The sequence below is a fragment of the Bradyrhizobium sp. WD16 genome (assembly GCF_024181725.1).
Taxonomy (GTDB): domain Bacteria; phylum Pseudomonadota; class Alphaproteobacteria; order Rhizobiales; family Xanthobacteraceae; genus Bradyrhizobium_A.
Window position 1 is genome coordinate 5,344,724 of the sequence record NZ_CP028908.1, and the last position, 14,239, is coordinate 5,358,962.

A 14,239-nucleotide genomic window follows, 5' to 3' on the forward strand; every position below is an offset into this window, starting at 1 on the left:
CGCGAACTTGGCATCGGAGCGGAGGCTCTGGTGTCCCTTTGGCTCTAGCGTTCGTTTGAGTGCTCGCTGCAAAGGGATACGAACGTTAGAACCGGGACACGAGTGCCCGCCATGACGATTTCTTCGGTTCAACGATTCTGGTGTCTTTGCTGCACTTACGACCCCAGCGCCACCGGGCGGAAGGCCTGCACAAGCTGCGGATCGAGCTTGCCGGTCATCTCTTCCAGCACAGCGAAGGCATCAGCACGGCTGAATTCCGGATTCTGTTTACCCTGCTCGATCAGAATGGCGAAGGCATCGGCCATGGTGATGATGCGCACGATATCGGAGATCTCGCCGTCGTGCAGCCTGTCCGGATATCCCGTGCCGTCGAGCAGTTCGTGGTGATGGAGCACCACGTCGAGCATCTCGCGCGGGAACTTGTTCTGCTGGGCCAGCGCATCGTAACCGCGCCGGGTGTGAAGGCGTAGTTCGGTCTCTTCCGCCTCGGTCAGCGGATCGTTCTTGTTGAGGATGGCAAGCGGGATGAAGGCCTTGCCGACGTCGTGGACAAGGCCGGCGCGCGCCAGGCGCCGCTGGTCTTCCTCGCGCATGCCGAGCTGCTGACCGAAGGCCACCGCGAAGCCGGTCACCACCAGGCAGTGGCGATAGCTGCGGTTATGGTGACGGCTGACCACCAGCACCCATTCTTTCAGGCTGGAGCGCTTGAGCGCCTTGAGGATGCGGGTCTCGGCCTGCATGACGTCGTCCGGCGTCAGCGGCACCCCGGCGCGCAGCTTCTCGAAGACACGAACCAGCACGGCATGGGCGGCGGCAACGCCACGGCTCAGCGCCTCGCGGCTGGCGCTGGTCGTTTCCTTCTCGGCGGTCTCGCCGAACGAAGCTTCGAGGCGACGCAGCACCGCCTGGGGTTCGAACGGCCGCTGGATGGTATCGGTGGCGCCGAGCGCCCAGGCCTGGGTCGAACCGTGATGCAGCGTATCGGACAGCACGAACAGCCGCGGCACCGATTGATAAGCCTTGCCGATCAGCTTGCTGCGCACCCGCTGCACCGCTTCGGTCGAGCGCAGGTCGATATCGACCACAATGCCGGACAGACTCTTCTTCGGCCTATCGGGCATTTCGGCCGTCGACACCACGTCGACCTTACCGACCACCGACAGGATTTGCGCCAATTCTTGGCTATCCCCCCGATCCGACGCCAGCATCAGGTGCCGACGACCGAGGGATCCGTCCACGAGCGACATCGTTCAAAACCTCAGCGACAAAAATCGTTTCGCCGGGCATTAGACAGGAAAACCTGTTCCGTCAGATTAATAGGTATAATTAACGACTATCGCGTCTTTTTGATAAATTACTGTAAATGAAAGGCTATTTTGCTTCGTCCGACGCGACTGCCAGGTCTTGCCGGGCTGCTGCGCCGACGCTGTCGAGCTTGCCTTGCCCTTGCCTTCGCTGCCCGCGAGGCGGACCTGGTCGCCGTCCCTGAGGCCGTCCGACGGGCTGACGATGACGCGATCGGCGGCGGTGAGGCCCGAGGCGATCTCGATCTCGCGACCGAGATCGCGAGCAATGGCGATCGTCTTGAACACTACCTTGTCGCCGCTACCGACCACCGCCACCGGCAATCCAATTTGGTCGAAGATCAGCGCGCCGGCTGGAATATGCAGCGGCTGGGTGTCGTTGGGGAGGTCGAGCCGGACGTTGCCGTAGCTGCCCGGCATCAGCGCGCCGACGTCGGTATCGCGCGCGGTGACGACGCCGTCGAACGGCGCGGTCAGACGCTTGTAGCTCGCCAGCGCCTCCAAGCGGCCGACATTGGCCTGGCAGGACTTGACCAGCGCGGTCTTGCTGTTGAGATCGGCGGTGCGCTCGTCGATACCCTGCTGCGAGGCGAAGTTCTGGGTCAGCGCGCCTGCCGCCGCTTCAAGGTCGCTTCCGACAGCCGCGCCGCGGCCTGGGTGCTCAGAAGGTCGGCGCGGCCCTGCACCAGTTGCTGGTCGAGGTCCGGCGCCTGGATCTCGGCGAGCAGATCGCTCGCCTTGACCCTGGCGCCGATATCGACGTTCCAGCTTTTCACATAACCACTGACGCGGGCGAAGATCGGGGTGCGGTAATAGGCCTTGAGCCGTCCGGGCAGGTTGAGCGTGGTGGTCAGCACCTTGGCGTCGGGCATGGCGACGGCCACGGTCGGAACCGACTGGGCCGCGGTCCACTCGCGCGAATGCGCGTCGCCCCGCTCCCGCGCCATGATGCCGGCGACCACGACAATGCCGAGCTTGCGCCGGCTGATGTCGACATCCAGGGGCTCAGGTAAGCGCCGCCGCGCCCGGCAACCGCATCGCCGGATTGTCCCGATGGCGGAATGGCACAGCGACACGCTCGACGCGGTTTGCGCGCCGGCTCTCCAGCCGCTACACAGCTCGCTGCCCCGCCGGCCGTCAGGCAATGTTCGCGCATGAGGAGGATAATGATGAGCAATCCAGACGCCCCCTCGCCTGCCGACGAGCGGCTCGACGCGCTCGAGATTCGCGTCGCCTACCAGGACGAAGCGATCGAGACGCTGAACCGGACCGTCACCGCGCAATGGGCGCAGATCGATGCCCTGAGCCGCAAGGTCGCCGAACTCGCCGACCGGGTTCAAGAGGCCGAGAGCCGCGCCGCGCCGGCCGGCGGTCAGTCCGAGCCGCCGCCACCGCATTATTGAGATCGCCAAGTAGCAAGCTTCCTGCCCGCGCAGTCCGCCGAATGGACCGACGCCAGCCTTTCGCAATCATGATCGCCCGGGGGCGATCGATGGACGCGGCCGCTCGCCTTCAAGGACGGGCCGCTCGCTTGCCGCCTGTCACCTCGCGGCGCATGGCACCTGCCACTCCCGGAACGGTCGAGCGCATCGGGGCCGACGGCACCGCCATCCTGACCGCCGGGCAGGATGCGACCTCGACCTTGCGCATCGCCGATCGCGCCGATGTGCTCGAACATGGCCTCACCGTGCGCGAAGGGCCCTCCCGCGCGCTTGCGGATGACGACTATATCCGGCACATCTTCCTCGGAATCTGACGCCGCGACGCGGCGTCCGCGATAAGGATCGCCGCCTTGTACCAAAGCCTGATCCGGCCGTTTCTGTTTCGCCTCGATCCGGAGCGCGCGCACTGGTCGACGATCGCCGCCGCCAGCCGGCTCGGCTTCGCCGCGGCACCCTTGCGCGCGCTGCTCGCCATCGACGATCCGCGCCTCAGGACGACCGTCGCCGGCCTCGATTTCCCCACGCCGATCGGCCTCTCCGCCGGCTTCGACAAGAACGGCCAGGCGGTCGAGGCGCTGGCCGGCCTCGGTTTCGGCTATGTCGAGATCGGCTCGATTTCGGCCGAGCCGTCGCCGGGCAATGCCGCACCGCGGCTGTGGCGCCTGCCCGAGGACCGGGCCGTACTGGTGGCCTATGGCGTGCCCAATGACGGCGCCGCCGTGGTCGCCGAACGGCTGGCCGGCCTGCGCCTGCCCGTTCCGCTCGGCATCAATATCGTCAAGACAAACAAGGGCGCCGGCGCCGCGCCGGAGAGCGACGACGCCATTATCGCCGAATACGCCCGCGCCGCGCAGATGTTGGCGCCACGGGCCGACTACCTGATGTTCAATCTGAGCTGCCCCAATACCCATGACGGCCGCGACTTCTTCGCCGACCGCGGCCGGCTCAATGCCTGGCTCTCGGCCATCGCCGCGCTCGATCTGAAGCCACCGGTCTTCCTCAAGGTGTCGCCGCTCGGCGGTGTCGCCAACATCGAGCAATTGCTGGAGGTCGCCGACCCGCACCGTTTCGTCCGCGGCTTGATGTTCAATCTGCCGCTGGTCAAACCCGAGGCGCACATGAAGTCGCCTGCCGCCCTGTGGCGCAACCGGCCCGGCGCCGTTTCCGGTCCGCCCGCCGCCTCGTTGCTCGATGAATGCCTGCGCGAGTGCTACCGCCGCATGGACCGCAGCCGCTACAAGCTGTTCGCCTCGGGCGGAGTGGCGAGCGGCGTTGACGCCTATGCCAAGATCCGCATGGGCGCCTCGCTGGTCTCGCTCTACACGGCACTGGTGTTCGAGGGGCCGCTGCTGGTCCGGCGCATCACTGCGGAGCTGCGCGACCTGCTCGCCCGTGACGGCGTCGCCCATGTGGCGGACGCCGTCGGCGTGGACGTCGCCTAGCGAGGAGAGGCTCCGCAAAGAGCAAAGACAGCACGGCGAGTGCCGGCCTAGTGCGGTGGATCTGACGCTCGTATCAGTATTGCAGCGAACTCTTCATACGAGCGTCAGATCCGAAACCGCACTAGAATCATAATCATGCTAGTGTCCCTTTGGTTCTAACGTTCGTCGAAGTGCTCGCTGCAAGGGAATACGAACGTTAGAACCGGGACACTAGAGCCTCCGCTCCGATGGAATCGGAGCGGAGGCTCTAGGTTTTTGTTTTGACGCGTTTTCTTCGCGCGAACCGGTGTCCGCTTCGCTGGAAAACGCTCTAGCTCGCCCCTCTCAGCCGGCATGCCATGCCGCAGGTGACCACCGTGCCATTCTCGCAGGACATGCACAAATCGATGCACTGATCCAGCCGGCGCGGCGTATAGCGATGGGAGCCTTTGACGGCGCACATATTCACGGAGCTCGTCGTTTCCTCCTCCTGGGAGCACGCCGAGCACAAAAGGAGAGCCGCAATCACGACAGCGCGCGTCCACATGACCCGCTCCGTATCGACCGTTCTACCGCCGCAAGTGGCGGCGCCTCTTCGTCAGTCCTGTCCCTCGCTCGCGGCGTGCTCGACGACTTCAAGGTCGGAGAGGCTGCCGCTGAAGTTGCCGCAGTCGGTGCATCGCAAGGGCGAGATCTCGGTCTGGCCCGGCAGCGCATATGTCAACGCGCCGCTTCCGCCGGCCCTGCAGGCCGCCACGGTGATGTCCGCTCTTCTGTGAAGACCCAGCCCTGCCATGGTCGATCCTCCTGTGGCGCCTTTCATGACAGCACGAATTCCTAAGAGCCGGCTTGGGCCGGACGCGACAATTCGCGCCACCAGATTTACCTCCGCTTAACGACCTGCCATCGCGGACCGCGCGCGGCAGATGGCAACATCGGCGTCCAGCGTGGCTGGAATTGAGCGGGCGCGAAGCGTTGATCGGGCCGTTCCAATAGTGATTAAACTAGAACTCTGGAAAGGTCGTCGCCCCTGAATGGCTGATGACCCCGTTGCCGTTGTGATCGCCCGGCTGGATCTCCTCAAGACCGGGTATGTGGTCGAGCTGGCTTCGCTCTATCGTCACGACGCCCTGCTCGACTGCCGCTGTACCGGGTCGCACACGGCCTCCGGCCAGTACGCCATCATCCGCTACTGGCGATCGCGGTCGGGTCAGCGCCATCCAGCCGCCTTTGAGATCGCCGACTTGAGGCTCTCGGGCGAACGAGGTCGTGCTCGACTTCCACGACTGCGAGGGCGAGATCGTCCTGGCGGAATTCACCATCGACGATGCCGGCAATATCGCGCGCATGGTCCGCGCGCCGCGGTGCTGCGCCGCCTAGTGTGGCGTCTCACAATTGCCTACCGCCTTTGCGGCAAGCCTCTCGTCGGCAATTGCGAGACATAGGCCACACTAGTGCGGTGGATCTGACGCTCGTTTCAGTATTTCAGCGAGTTCTTCAAACGAGCGTCAGATCCAAAACCGCACTAGAATCATATTGATGCTAGTGTCCCCTTGTTTCCAACGTTCGTAGAAGCGCCTGCTGCAATGGAATACGAACGTTGGAAACAGAACACTAGCACTTTGATTTTGCTAGTGTCCTTATGTCTCCGAATGACCGTGCGAGCATGAGGCAAATGGAGCGGTAATTCGGAGACAGGACACTAGCGAATACGCGCCAACGCGGTCCGGTCCCTCAGACCGCTAATTTGCGCAGCGGCGAGCGGCCGCGGCTCAGCCGCTCGGCGGCACCGATGATGGCGTTGGTGTCGATGCCGTAATGACGATAGAGATCGTCAATGGTGCCGGTCTGGCCGAATTGCTCCACCCCGAGCGCCTCGACGCGGTGGCCACAGACGCCGCCGAGCCAGGCCAATGTCGCCGGATGGCCATCGAGCACGGTGACGATGCCGCAATGGCGCGGCACCGCGGCCAGGAGACGCTCGACCGGGCTCAGCCTGGCGATGTCGCCGCGATGCCGCCGCGCCGCGCTCCAGCCGCGATAGAGCCGATCCGCCGAGGTGATGGCGAGCAGGCCGATGTCGCGGCGCTCATCGCCCAGCAGTCCGGTCGCCTCGATCGCCTCCGGCGCGACCGCACCGGTATAGGCGATCACCACATCGGCGTTGGGGCCCGGCCGGCGCAGCCAGTAGCCGCCCTCGGCGATGGCCGCTTCAAGGTCCGGCGTCAGCTCGCGTTGCGGCTGATCGATGCTGCGGGTCGACAGCCGCAAATAGACCGAACCGCCGCGGTCATCTCCATCCTTGCCGTCCCTCTGCATGTGGTCGAAGCCCCAGCGCATGATCGCGGCGAGTTCGTCGACGAAGGCCGGCTCGAAAGAGGACAGCCCGTCCTGGGCGAGGCCGATCAGTGGTGTTGCGATCGACTGGTGGGCACCGCCTTCAGGCGCCAGCGTAATGCCGGACGGGGTCGCCGCCACCATGAAGCGAGCGTCCTGGTAACAGGCATAATTGAGCGCATCGAGGCCGCGCTCGATGAACGGGTCATAGAGGGTACCGACTGGCAACAGCCGCTCGCCGTTGATGGTGTGGGACAGACCGAGCGCGGAAAGCAGGATGAACAGGTTCATCTCGGCGATGCCGAGTTCGATGTGCTGACCCAGCGGCGAGAAATCCCAGGCGAAGGTCGAGGGGATCTTCTCCTTGCGGAATTGATCGACCTGCGCGGCGCCGGCGAACAATCCGCGGCGGTTGACCCAGCCACCGAGATTGGTCGAGACGGTGACGTCCGGCGACGTGGTGACGATCCGCTCGGCCAGCGCAGTGTGGCCGCGGCCGAGTTCGCCGAGCACGAGGCCGAAGCCCTGCTGGGTCGACATCCGCGGCGACGGCGTGAAGTCGAGCCGTGGCGGCACCTCGATCCGCGGCGCGTCGAGCCGGCGGGCGCCGGCGCGGGCAAAAGCGACATCGGCGAGGAAATGCTCGAGCGTGGCCGGATCGATGTCGAGCCCTTCAAAGCGATCCCATTCGTGGCCCGGGCGAATCTTCTGCGCCACACGCCAGGCCTCCATCTGCGCCACCGTCATCAAGCCGGCATGGTTGTCCTTGTGGCCCTGGAACGGCAGGCCGATGCCTTTGACGGTATAGGCGATGAAGCACACCGGGCGATCGTGGTCGACCGCCTCGAATGCCTCGACCAGCGTTGCGATGTCGTGGCCGCCGAGATTGGACATCAGCGCCAGAAGCTCATCGTCGCTGCGGCGACCGATCAGCTGCGATACCGCGCCCTGGTCGCCGATCTCGTCCATCAGCCGCTTGCGGAAGGCGGCTCCGCCCTGGAACGTCAGCGCCGCATAGACCTGGTTGGGACACTGGTCGATCCAGCGCCTGAGCGCCTCGCCGCCCGGTTCGGCAAAGGCCTGCCGCATCAGCCGACCGTATTTGATGATGACGACATCCCAGCCGAAATTGCGGAACATGGTCTCGAACTTTTCCCACAGGCCTTCGCGCACGACCGCATCGAGGCTCTGGCGGTTGTAGTCGACAATCCACCAGGTGTTGCGCAGGCCCTGCTTCCAGCCTTCCAGCAGCGCCTCGAAAATATTGCCCTCGTCCATCTCGGCATCGCCGACGAGAGCGATCATTCGCCCTTCCCGCCGCTCCTTCATCCAGCCATGGGCAGTGACGTAGCTCTGTACCAGCGAGGAGAAGACCGTCTGCGCGACACCAAGCCCAACCGAGCCGGTGGAGAAATCGACATCGTCGCTGTCCTTGGTCCGTGAGGGATAGGACTGGGCGCCGCCGAAACCACGAAAACGCTCCAGCTTGTCCCGGGTCTGCCGGCCGAACAGATACTGGATGGCGTGGAAGGCCGGACTGGCATGGGGCTTCACCGCGACCCGATCTTCCGGTCGCAGCACGGCGAAATACAGCGCCGACATGATGGTGGCGAGCGAGGCGGATGAAGCTTGGTGGCCGCCGACCTTCAGGCCGTCGGTGTTCGGCCGGTCGTGGTTGGCGTGATGGATGGTCCAGGATGACAGCCACAGCACCTTGCGGGTCAGGGCGGACAGGATCTCGAGGCGGGACGGCGCGGCGGACATGGCGTCACCAACAATTAAGAGGCCGAGCGACAGCCTAACAGCCCAGCGCTGCCAGCGGTTCCCAAAGACTGTCGCCAGAAAGGCAGTTGTTGGTATGGTATTCTAATCTATCGGCTCGACTGGAGATTCGATTCCAATGGCGCCCGACCTTGATGCCATCGACCGCAAGATTCTCGCGGCCCTGCAGCGCGACAGCCGCCTCACCATGCAGGCGCTGGCCGACCAGGTCGGCCTGTCGGTGTCGCCCTGCCATCGCCGCGTCAAGCTGCTGGAAGAGCGGGGCGTCATCACCGGTTATATCGCCACCGTCGATCAGAGGTCGGTCGGGCTGCCGGTCAGCGTCTTCATCTCGATCAAGCTGGCGCGGCAGAAGGAAGAGGATCTCAAGCGTTTCGCCCGCGCCATTTCCGGCTGGCATGAGGTGCTGGAGTGCTATCTGATGACCGGCAACCGCGACTATCTGCTGCGGGTCGTCGCCGCGGACCTCGCCGCCTACGAGATCTTCCTCAAGACAAAGCTGACGCGCCTCGACGGCATCGCCTCGATCGAATCGAGCTTCGCCCTCGCCCAGGTGAAATATTCGACGGCGCTGCCGGTCTAAATCAACCCGTTTTCACCGGCGCCAGCGGCATCGCCAACAGCACCAGCACCGGGCGGTTGCCCTTGTTCTTCAGCGCCCGCGCTTCTTTTGGCGCGATGCGGCAGGAATCGTAAGGCGACAGCACCACCTCACCCTCGGGCGTTTCAATCGTGAGCTCACCTTCGAGGACGAAATAGATCTTCTCGATCGGTGAGGCATCGAGCGCGGTATGTCCGCCGGGCAGGATCTGCGACATGCCGAGCCACAGCGTGTCGGAGGGCCCGGCCTCGCGCCCTTGCAGCCGCAGGCAGCGCATGTCGAAATGCTCGGGCGGAAAATAGGCCGGCGCCTCGGCAAAGCGTGTGAGGTGCATCGTTCAGTTTCCAGGCCGCAGAATGATGCGATCCGGGGACGAGCCGATCACGGTCTCATAGGCGAGCCTCGCCTCGCTCAGGGGATAGATCGCCCGCTGACGGATCGGGAACGGCTTGAGACGTCCGCTGGCGAAGCCCGCCGCGGCCTCGCGCAGGATCTCGCCGCTTGCCACCGAAGACAAGGCGAGCGTGTCGATGCCGACATAGGTGTGCCGGCCGCGATAGAATTCGAGGATGTTGAATTCGACGATCCTGTTGGTGGCGGCGATGAGAATCTGCCGTCCTGCCAGCGCCAGCGACTTGTGCGCGGCCTGAAAGTAGGGATCGCCCACGGTGTTGAAGACGATGTCGGCGCCGTGACCACTGGTCATTTCCCGCACCCGCGCCGCCACGTCGACGGCTGAGGAGTCGATCATCTCGACCGGGCCATTGGCATGGCCCTGATAGGGCTCGTTCCGCCGCACCACGCCGATCACCCGCGCCCCGCGCCAGCTCGCGAGTTGGGCCGCCGCCTGCCCGACCTTGCCATTGACGCCCATGATCAGCACGACCTCGCCGGGCCGCGGCTGGCCGGCGCGGCGGAAGCCCTCGATGGCAGTAACGAAGGGCACGCCGATGCCGGCGGCCTCGTCCATGGAGACCGACGCCGGCTTCGCCACCACCGCCTCGCGCTCGACCACCAGATGGCTAGCATGGGTGCCGTCGCGGCGGATGCCGAGATCGCCGGACGAGCCGAACACCTCGCGGCCGAGCCACTCGGCCGCGCCGCCGATGACGACGCCGGCGTAGTCGCGGCCCGGTGTCCGCGGAAACACCGCGTAGGGCATCAGCCCGGTGGCTGCCTTGACGTCCGAGGGATTGACCGCCGCGGCGCGGACCTCGATCAGGAGGTCGTCGGGACCACGGCTCAGGCGATGTCGTTCGATGCGGAGGTCCACCGACGCCGCATCCGCGGCCTTGGCGATCAGCCGCAGGCAGGTGGCCTCGACGCTGTCGATGCCGGTCTTGGGCTGTGGTGCGGTCATCCGATCTCCTTCGAAATCATGACGAGACCTGAGCCTCGTCTCTCCACGTCACCCTGAGGTGGGCGGGGGCGCAACGCATGCCCCTCGATGGATGGCGTTGCCAAATGAGCGTCAGCATCGGGGCCGTGCATCCTTCGAGGCGCTTCGCGCCTCCTCAGGATGACGGAATTACGGGGCTGCCTCCGTCACGCCACCCCGGCGTCGGCGAGCCGGGTGGGCAGGCCGATGATGGCGCGGGCCTCGCGCGGGCCGACGACCTGGCCGCCGAGATCCTCGACGATGCGCCGTGCCTTGGCGACCATGGCGGCGTTGGACGGCGCGAGCTCGCCGCGCGACAGATAAACCGCGTCCTCGAGCCCGACCCGGACGTGGCCGCCGGCGAGATAGGACTGTGCCACCGCGGTAAACGCCGACCGGCCGATGCCGATGGCGGTGAACTCAGCGTCAGGCGGCAGCAGGTTACGGGCATAGATCACGGTCTCCGGGCTCGGCTGGAAACCGTAGCGAACACCCATGACGAAGGAGCACAGCACCGGTCCTGCCAGCGAACCGTCCTTGAGCATGTCGTGCATCAGGGCGATGTCGCCGGAATCGAACAGCTCGACCTCCGGTTTGACGCAAGCGTCTCGCATGACCTTGGCCATGCGGCGGACATTGGTGGGGGTGTTGATCACCACCTCCTTGCCGGAATTCATGGTGTTGAGGTCGATGGTACAGATGTCCGGCTTGAGGATCGCAATGTGCTCGACGCGATTTTCCGGCGCCATCAGTGTCGTCCCGGGCGCGGCGATACGCGGCTCGTCGGGCGACGGCACGAAGCGGCCGCCCGGGCCGGTGGTGATGTTGAGGATGAGCTGGTTGTCGCGGGCGCGGATCCGCTCCACCACCTCGCGATAATAGGCGAGCTCCATCGAGGGCCTACCCGTCGACGGATCGCGTACATGGATATGCACCACGGCGGCCCCCGCCTCAGCCGCGCCCAGACAGGCATCCGCAATCTGTTCGGGCGTGATCGGCAGGTGAGGCGTCTGCTCCGGCGTCGTCAGATTGCCTGTGACCGCGCAGGTGATGAAGATCTTGTCGCGTGGCTCGCGCATCGCTGCTCCCTTCACAGCGCCCGGCCACCATCGACCAGGATGGTCGACCCGGTCGAGAAGGTCAGATGGGTGGCGCAGGCAAGAATGGCGGCGGCGACATCCTCCGCGGTGGCGATGCGCCCAAGCGGAATGGTGCCCGCGGCTTTGGCGTTGAAATCGGCGCCGCGGCCCGGCACGAAATCGGTGTCGACCACGCCCGGCGACACCCCAAGCACCCTTACCTGCGGCGCCAGCGCCCGCGCCAGCGACTTGGTCATGACGTCGATCGCCGCCTTGGTGGCGCAATAGGCGATCGACGAGCCGTTGCCGGTGAGGCCGGCAATCGATGACAGCGAGACAATGAGACCATTGCCCGACGCCTTGAGCAGCGGCGCGAAAGTGCGGATTGCCGCGAACTGGCCGCGCCAGTTGACCTGGAACATGCGGTCGATCAGGTCGTCGTCGAGGGCGTCGAGATTGCCATGAGGCACCGCCTTGGTGAAGCCGGCGGAATTCACCAGCACGTCAAGCCGGCCATATTGCGCTGTCACAGCGTCGCGCAGGGCCAGCAGCGTCGGCGTGCTGGCGACATCCGCCGGAAACGTCGCGTGACCACCGCCCGGCAGCGCAGCAACGAGGTTCAGCGCCCGGATTGCCTTGTCGGCGCCCGGCCGATGGGTGATGATGAGTTTTGCGCCCGCCTCCGCGAACAGCTTGGCGGTCGCCGCGCCGATGCCGCCGGCGCCGCCGACGACGAGCACGACCTTGTCCTGTTGTGAAACCGGAAATGTCATGACGCTCACTTGATCGGCGGGATCGGCAACTTCGCCTCCCCCGGTTCCATCACGAAAGTGTAGTCGAGGCTGTACCAGGGTGACGCCACTTCTGGCGCCGGCGCGGGGCCGTTATGGGACTCGTACCTGCCGACCAGCGCCCGCGTCACTCCGAACACCACGTCGGTCTTGAGCCGCGGGTCGTCGTCAACGAAGACCTGGGTGACGAGCGTCTTGAAGCCCGGCTTGTACAGCAGGAAATGCAGATGCGCCGGACGATAAGGATGGCGGCGCTGCGCCTTGAGCATGTCGCCGGTGGGATTGCCCTCGATCGGCACCGAGTAGCCTGCCGGCTTCACGGTGCGTAGGCGGAAGCGGCCCTCGGCGTCGGTGACGAACTTGCCGCGCAGATTCATGTCGGCCTGGCTTTCGTCCTGGTTTTCGTACATGCCCACGGGCGACGCATGCCAGACATCGACTTCGGCGCCGATGATCGGCGCGCCCTTGCCGTCCCTGACGGTGCAGGAGACGAACAGTTCCGGGCCAGGCGTCGGCGAGCGCACGATCGAGCCGCCGCTTTCAGTACGCGGCGAATGCATCCGCCAGAACGGTCCAAGCAGCGCCGCGGCCGTCTCGGTCGCCCCGTTGTTGCCGTTGTTCATCAGGCAAACCAGGGTCGAGAAGCCGATGGCGTCGGCAAACAGGATGCCTTCATTGTGCCTGTCATTGGTGGCCTTGCCGATGCGGTTGAGGAAATCGATACCGATGTCGTATTCGGCCTCGGTCAGTTTCACCTCGCGGGCGAATGCGTGCATGTGGCGGACGAAGGCCGCGGCGATCTCGCGGAGGCGTGCATTGGGCGCCTGTGCCATGGCATCGAGCACCGCCGGCGTGACCTCGTCGGCGTTCTCGATGATCCGCCCCTCGTAGCGGGCCTGCTGTTCCATGGCCGCCTCCCTGTCGACGATCGCGTAATTGGGCGAAGCCTCGGCAAACGATTGCAATCTGTCAAGCTCCTAGCAAAGATGGCTATTCCTCACGCAGAAGGGAGCCGACATGAAGCGGGCGGCGGCCCCGACCCTCAAGCAGATCGCCAAGGCGGGCGGCGTCCATGTCTCGACCGTCTCGCGCGCGCTTGATCCCAAGAAGCGCCATCTCGTGGCCGACGGCGTCGCCGACCGGATCGGCGAGATCGCCCGCCGGCTGGGCTATCAGCCCAACCGCCTGGCCGCGAGTCTGCGCACCGGCCGGTCGCACCTCGTCGGCGTCATCCTGCCCGATCTGTGCAACCCGGTGTTCGCACCGATCCTCGGCGGCATTACCGAGGCGCTCGCCGCGGCGGGCTATGCGCCGATCGTCGCCGATGCCGGCAACGACGCGAGACGCCAGATCGCCTTCATCGACAACCTGATCAACCAGCGTGTCGAAGGCCTTCTCCTCGCCACCGTGGCGCGGCGCGACAAGATCGTCGGCCATTGTCTCGACCGCGGCGTACCCACGGTGCTGGTCAACCGTTTCGAGTTCCGCGACCGAGTGTCGTCGGTGGTGTCCGACGACGAACGCGGCATGCGCCTCGCCGTCGACCATCTGGTCGACCGCGGCCATCGCGTCATCGGCCATCTCGCCGGCCCCCTCGCCACCTCCACCGGCAAGCTGCGCCGCGACGGCTTCGCCAAGGCCATGGCGCGCCACGGCCTTTCCGTTCACGCCGAAGAGGCCGAACGTTACACGCGCGAGGCCGGCTTCGCCCCGGCCAAGGCCCTGATCGCCTCCGCCACCGGAATGACGGCGATGGTCGCTGCCAACGACATGCTGGCGCTCGGCGCGCTCGATGCGCTACGCGAATTAGGGCTGCGCTGCCCGGAGAATATCTCCCTGGTCGGCCACAATGACATGCCGCTGGTCGACCTCGTCTCGCCGCCACTGACCACGGTCCGTATCGAGCACCGCGCCATGGGCCGAGACGCGGCGACGCTCCTGCTGGGCGAGATCGCCACCGGCGCGCCGGCGCTGCGCCACGTCATCCTCGAGCCGGAGCTGATCGTGCGGCAATCGACGGCGGAACGACACACTCGTCTGAAATAGACCCTCATCGTAAGGAGGTCGGACAGTCTCCTTGCGACCAATCATGCTTCCTTCGGCC

General features: G+C 65.5%; 13 protein-coding genes and 1 pseudogene. 5 read left to right on the top strand and 9 right to left on the bottom strand.

What is annotated here, in order from left to right:
• Nucleotides 1–155: 155 nt before the first annotated feature.
• Both DB459_RS24740 and DB459_RS24745 read right to left on the bottom strand, forming a co-directional pair.
• Nucleotides 156–1,247 carry an HD-GYP domain-containing protein gene (locus DB459_RS24740; RefSeq protein WP_253709231.1) on the bottom strand — a complete coding sequence of 364 codons (1,092 nt, stop codon included), beginning with the start codon at nucleotides 1,245–1,247 and terminating at the stop codon, nucleotides 156–158.
• Between the two features lie 162 nt (nucleotides 1,248–1,409).
• A pseudogene (locus DB459_RS24745) lies at nucleotides 1,410–2,305 on the bottom strand (efflux RND transporter periplasmic adaptor subunit); the annotation flags it as partial.
• A gap of 168 nt (nucleotides 2,306–2,473) precedes the next feature.
• On the opposite strand from DB459_RS24745, the gene DB459_RS24750 reads away from it, so the two are divergent.
• The 3 genes from DB459_RS24750 (at nucleotide 2,474) to DB459_RS24760 (ending at nucleotide 4,188) form a co-directional block, all read left to right on the top strand.
• Nucleotides 2,474–2,707 (top strand): SlyX family protein, encoded by a 234-nt coding sequence (locus tag DB459_RS24750; protein ID WP_253709234.1) that lies wholly within the window; start codon nucleotides 2,474–2,476, stop codon nucleotides 2,705–2,707.
• A 152-nt stretch (nucleotides 2,708–2,859) separates the two neighbouring features.
• Entirely contained in the window at nucleotides 2,860–3,060 is a 201-nt protein-coding gene (locus DB459_RS24755) for a hypothetical protein (protein ID WP_253709237.1), read from the top strand.
• 36 nt (nucleotides 3,061–3,096) lie between these two features.
• On the top strand, nucleotides 3,097–4,188 hold the full coding sequence (locus DB459_RS24760) for a quinone-dependent dihydroorotate dehydrogenase (RefSeq protein ID WP_253709240.1): 1,092 nt from the start codon (nucleotides 3,097–3,099) through the stop codon (nucleotides 4,186–4,188).
• Nucleotides 4,189–4,765: 577 nt separating this feature from the next.
• On the opposite strand, the gene DB459_RS24765 is transcribed toward DB459_RS24760, so the two are convergent.
• Complete coding sequence (locus DB459_RS24765; RefSeq protein WP_253709243.1) at nucleotides 4,766–4,963, bottom strand: hypothetical protein; 198 nt, start codon at nucleotides 4,961–4,963, stop codon at nucleotides 4,766–4,768.
• A gap of 938 nt (nucleotides 4,964–5,901) precedes the next feature.
• Nucleotides 5,902–8,268, bottom strand: a complete 2,367-nt coding sequence (locus DB459_RS24770; protein ID WP_253709246.1) for a 1-deoxy-D-xylulose-5-phosphate synthase N-terminal domain-containing protein — start codon at nucleotides 8,266–8,268, stop codon at nucleotides 5,902–5,904.
• Between the two features lie 136 nt (nucleotides 8,269–8,404).
• Between DB459_RS24770 and DB459_RS24775 the strand changes: the two genes are divergently transcribed.
• Nucleotides 8,405–8,869 carry an Lrp/AsnC family transcriptional regulator gene (locus DB459_RS24775; RefSeq protein ID WP_253709249.1) on the top strand — a complete coding sequence of 155 codons (465 nt, stop codon included), beginning with the start codon at nucleotides 8,405–8,407 and terminating at the stop codon, nucleotides 8,867–8,869.
• A 1-nt stretch (nucleotide 8,870) separates the two neighbouring features.
• Here the strand turns inward: DB459_RS24775 and DB459_RS24780 are convergent, their stop codons facing one another.
• The 5 genes from DB459_RS24780 to DB459_RS24800 all read right to left on the bottom strand — a co-directional run bounded on the left by DB459_RS24780 (nucleotide 8,871) and on the right by DB459_RS24800 (nucleotide 13,043).
• Nucleotides 8,871–9,221 carry a cupin domain-containing protein gene (locus DB459_RS24780; protein WP_253709251.1) on the bottom strand — a complete coding sequence of 117 codons (351 nt, stop codon included), beginning with the start codon at nucleotides 9,219–9,221 and terminating at the stop codon, nucleotides 8,871–8,873.
• A gap of 3 nt (nucleotides 9,222–9,224) precedes the next feature.
• A complete protein-coding gene (locus tag DB459_RS24785; protein WP_253709254.1) occupies nucleotides 9,225–10,247 on the bottom strand; it encodes a zinc-binding alcohol dehydrogenase family protein in 1,023 nt (340 codons plus the stop codon).
• Between the two features lie 185 nt (nucleotides 10,248–10,432).
• Nucleotides 10,433–11,344 (bottom strand): 3-keto-5-aminohexanoate cleavage protein, encoded by a 912-nt coding sequence (locus DB459_RS24790; protein WP_253709257.1) that lies wholly within the window; start codon nucleotides 11,342–11,344, stop codon nucleotides 10,433–10,435.
• Nucleotides 11,345–11,355: 11 nt separating this feature from the next.
• Nucleotides 11,356–12,117, bottom strand: a complete 762-nt coding sequence (locus tag DB459_RS24795; RefSeq protein WP_253709259.1) for an SDR family NAD(P)-dependent oxidoreductase — start codon at nucleotides 12,115–12,117, stop codon at nucleotides 11,356–11,358.
• 5 nt (nucleotides 12,118–12,122) lie between these two features.
• Nucleotides 12,123–13,043 (bottom strand): dioxygenase, encoded by a 921-nt coding sequence (locus DB459_RS24800; protein ID WP_253713691.1) that lies wholly within the window; start codon nucleotides 13,041–13,043, stop codon nucleotides 12,123–12,125.
• Nucleotides 13,044–13,152: 109 nt separating this feature from the next.
• Here DB459_RS24800 and DB459_RS24805 point away from each other — a divergent pair, with 109 nt between their 5' ends.
• Nucleotides 13,153–14,181 carry a LacI family DNA-binding transcriptional regulator gene (locus tag DB459_RS24805; RefSeq protein WP_253709261.1) on the top strand — a complete coding sequence of 343 codons (1,029 nt, stop codon included), beginning with the start codon at nucleotides 13,153–13,155 and terminating at the stop codon, nucleotides 14,179–14,181.
• The last annotated feature ends 58 nt before the right edge of the window (nucleotides 14,182–14,239 follow it).

Excerpts from the sequence above, each read along its gene's own strand:
- DB459_RS24740 (WP_253709231.1), bottom strand. The coding sequence starts at position 1,247 with ATGTCGCTCGTGGACGGATCCCTCGGTCGTCGGCACCTGATGCTGGCG.
- DB459_RS24775 (WP_253709249.1), top strand. The coding sequence starts at position 8,405 with ATGGCGCCCGACCTTGATGCCATCGACCGCAAGATTCTCGCGGCCCTG.
- DB459_RS24750 (WP_253709234.1), top strand. The coding sequence starts at position 2,474 with ATGAGCAATCCAGACGCCCCCTCGCCTGCCGACGAGCGGCTCGACGCG.
- DB459_RS24755 (WP_253709237.1), top strand. The coding sequence starts at position 2,860 with ATGGCACCTGCCACTCCCGGAACGGTCGAGCGCATCGGGGCCGACGGC.
- DB459_RS24785 (WP_253709254.1), bottom strand. The coding sequence starts at position 10,247 with ATGACCGCACCACAGCCCAAGACCGGCATCGACAGCGTCGAGGCCACC.
- DB459_RS24765 (WP_253709243.1), bottom strand. The coding sequence starts at position 4,963 with ATGGCAGGGCTGGGTCTTCACAGAAGAGCGGACATCACCGTGGCGGCC.
- DB459_RS24790 (WP_253709257.1), bottom strand. The coding sequence starts at position 11,344 with ATGCGCGAGCCACGCGACAAGATCTTCATCACCTGCGCGGTCACAGGC.
- DB459_RS24795 (WP_253709259.1), bottom strand. The coding sequence starts at position 12,117 with ATGACATTTCCGGTTTCACAACAGGACAAGGTCGTGCTCGTCGTCGGC.
- DB459_RS24805 (WP_253709261.1), top strand. The coding sequence starts at position 13,153 with ATGAAGCGGGCGGCGGCCCCGACCCTCAAGCAGATCGCCAAGGCGGGC.
- DB459_RS24800 (WP_253713691.1), bottom strand. The coding sequence starts at position 13,043 with ATGGAACAGCAGGCCCGCTACGAGGGGCGGATCATCGAGAACGCCGAC.
- DB459_RS24770 (WP_253709246.1), bottom strand. The coding sequence starts at position 8,268 with ATGTCCGCCGCGCCGTCCCGCCTCGAGATCCTGTCCGCCCTGACCCGC.
- DB459_RS24780 (WP_253709251.1), bottom strand. The coding sequence starts at position 9,221 with ATGCACCTCACACGCTTTGCCGAGGCGCCGGCCTATTTTCCGCCCGAG.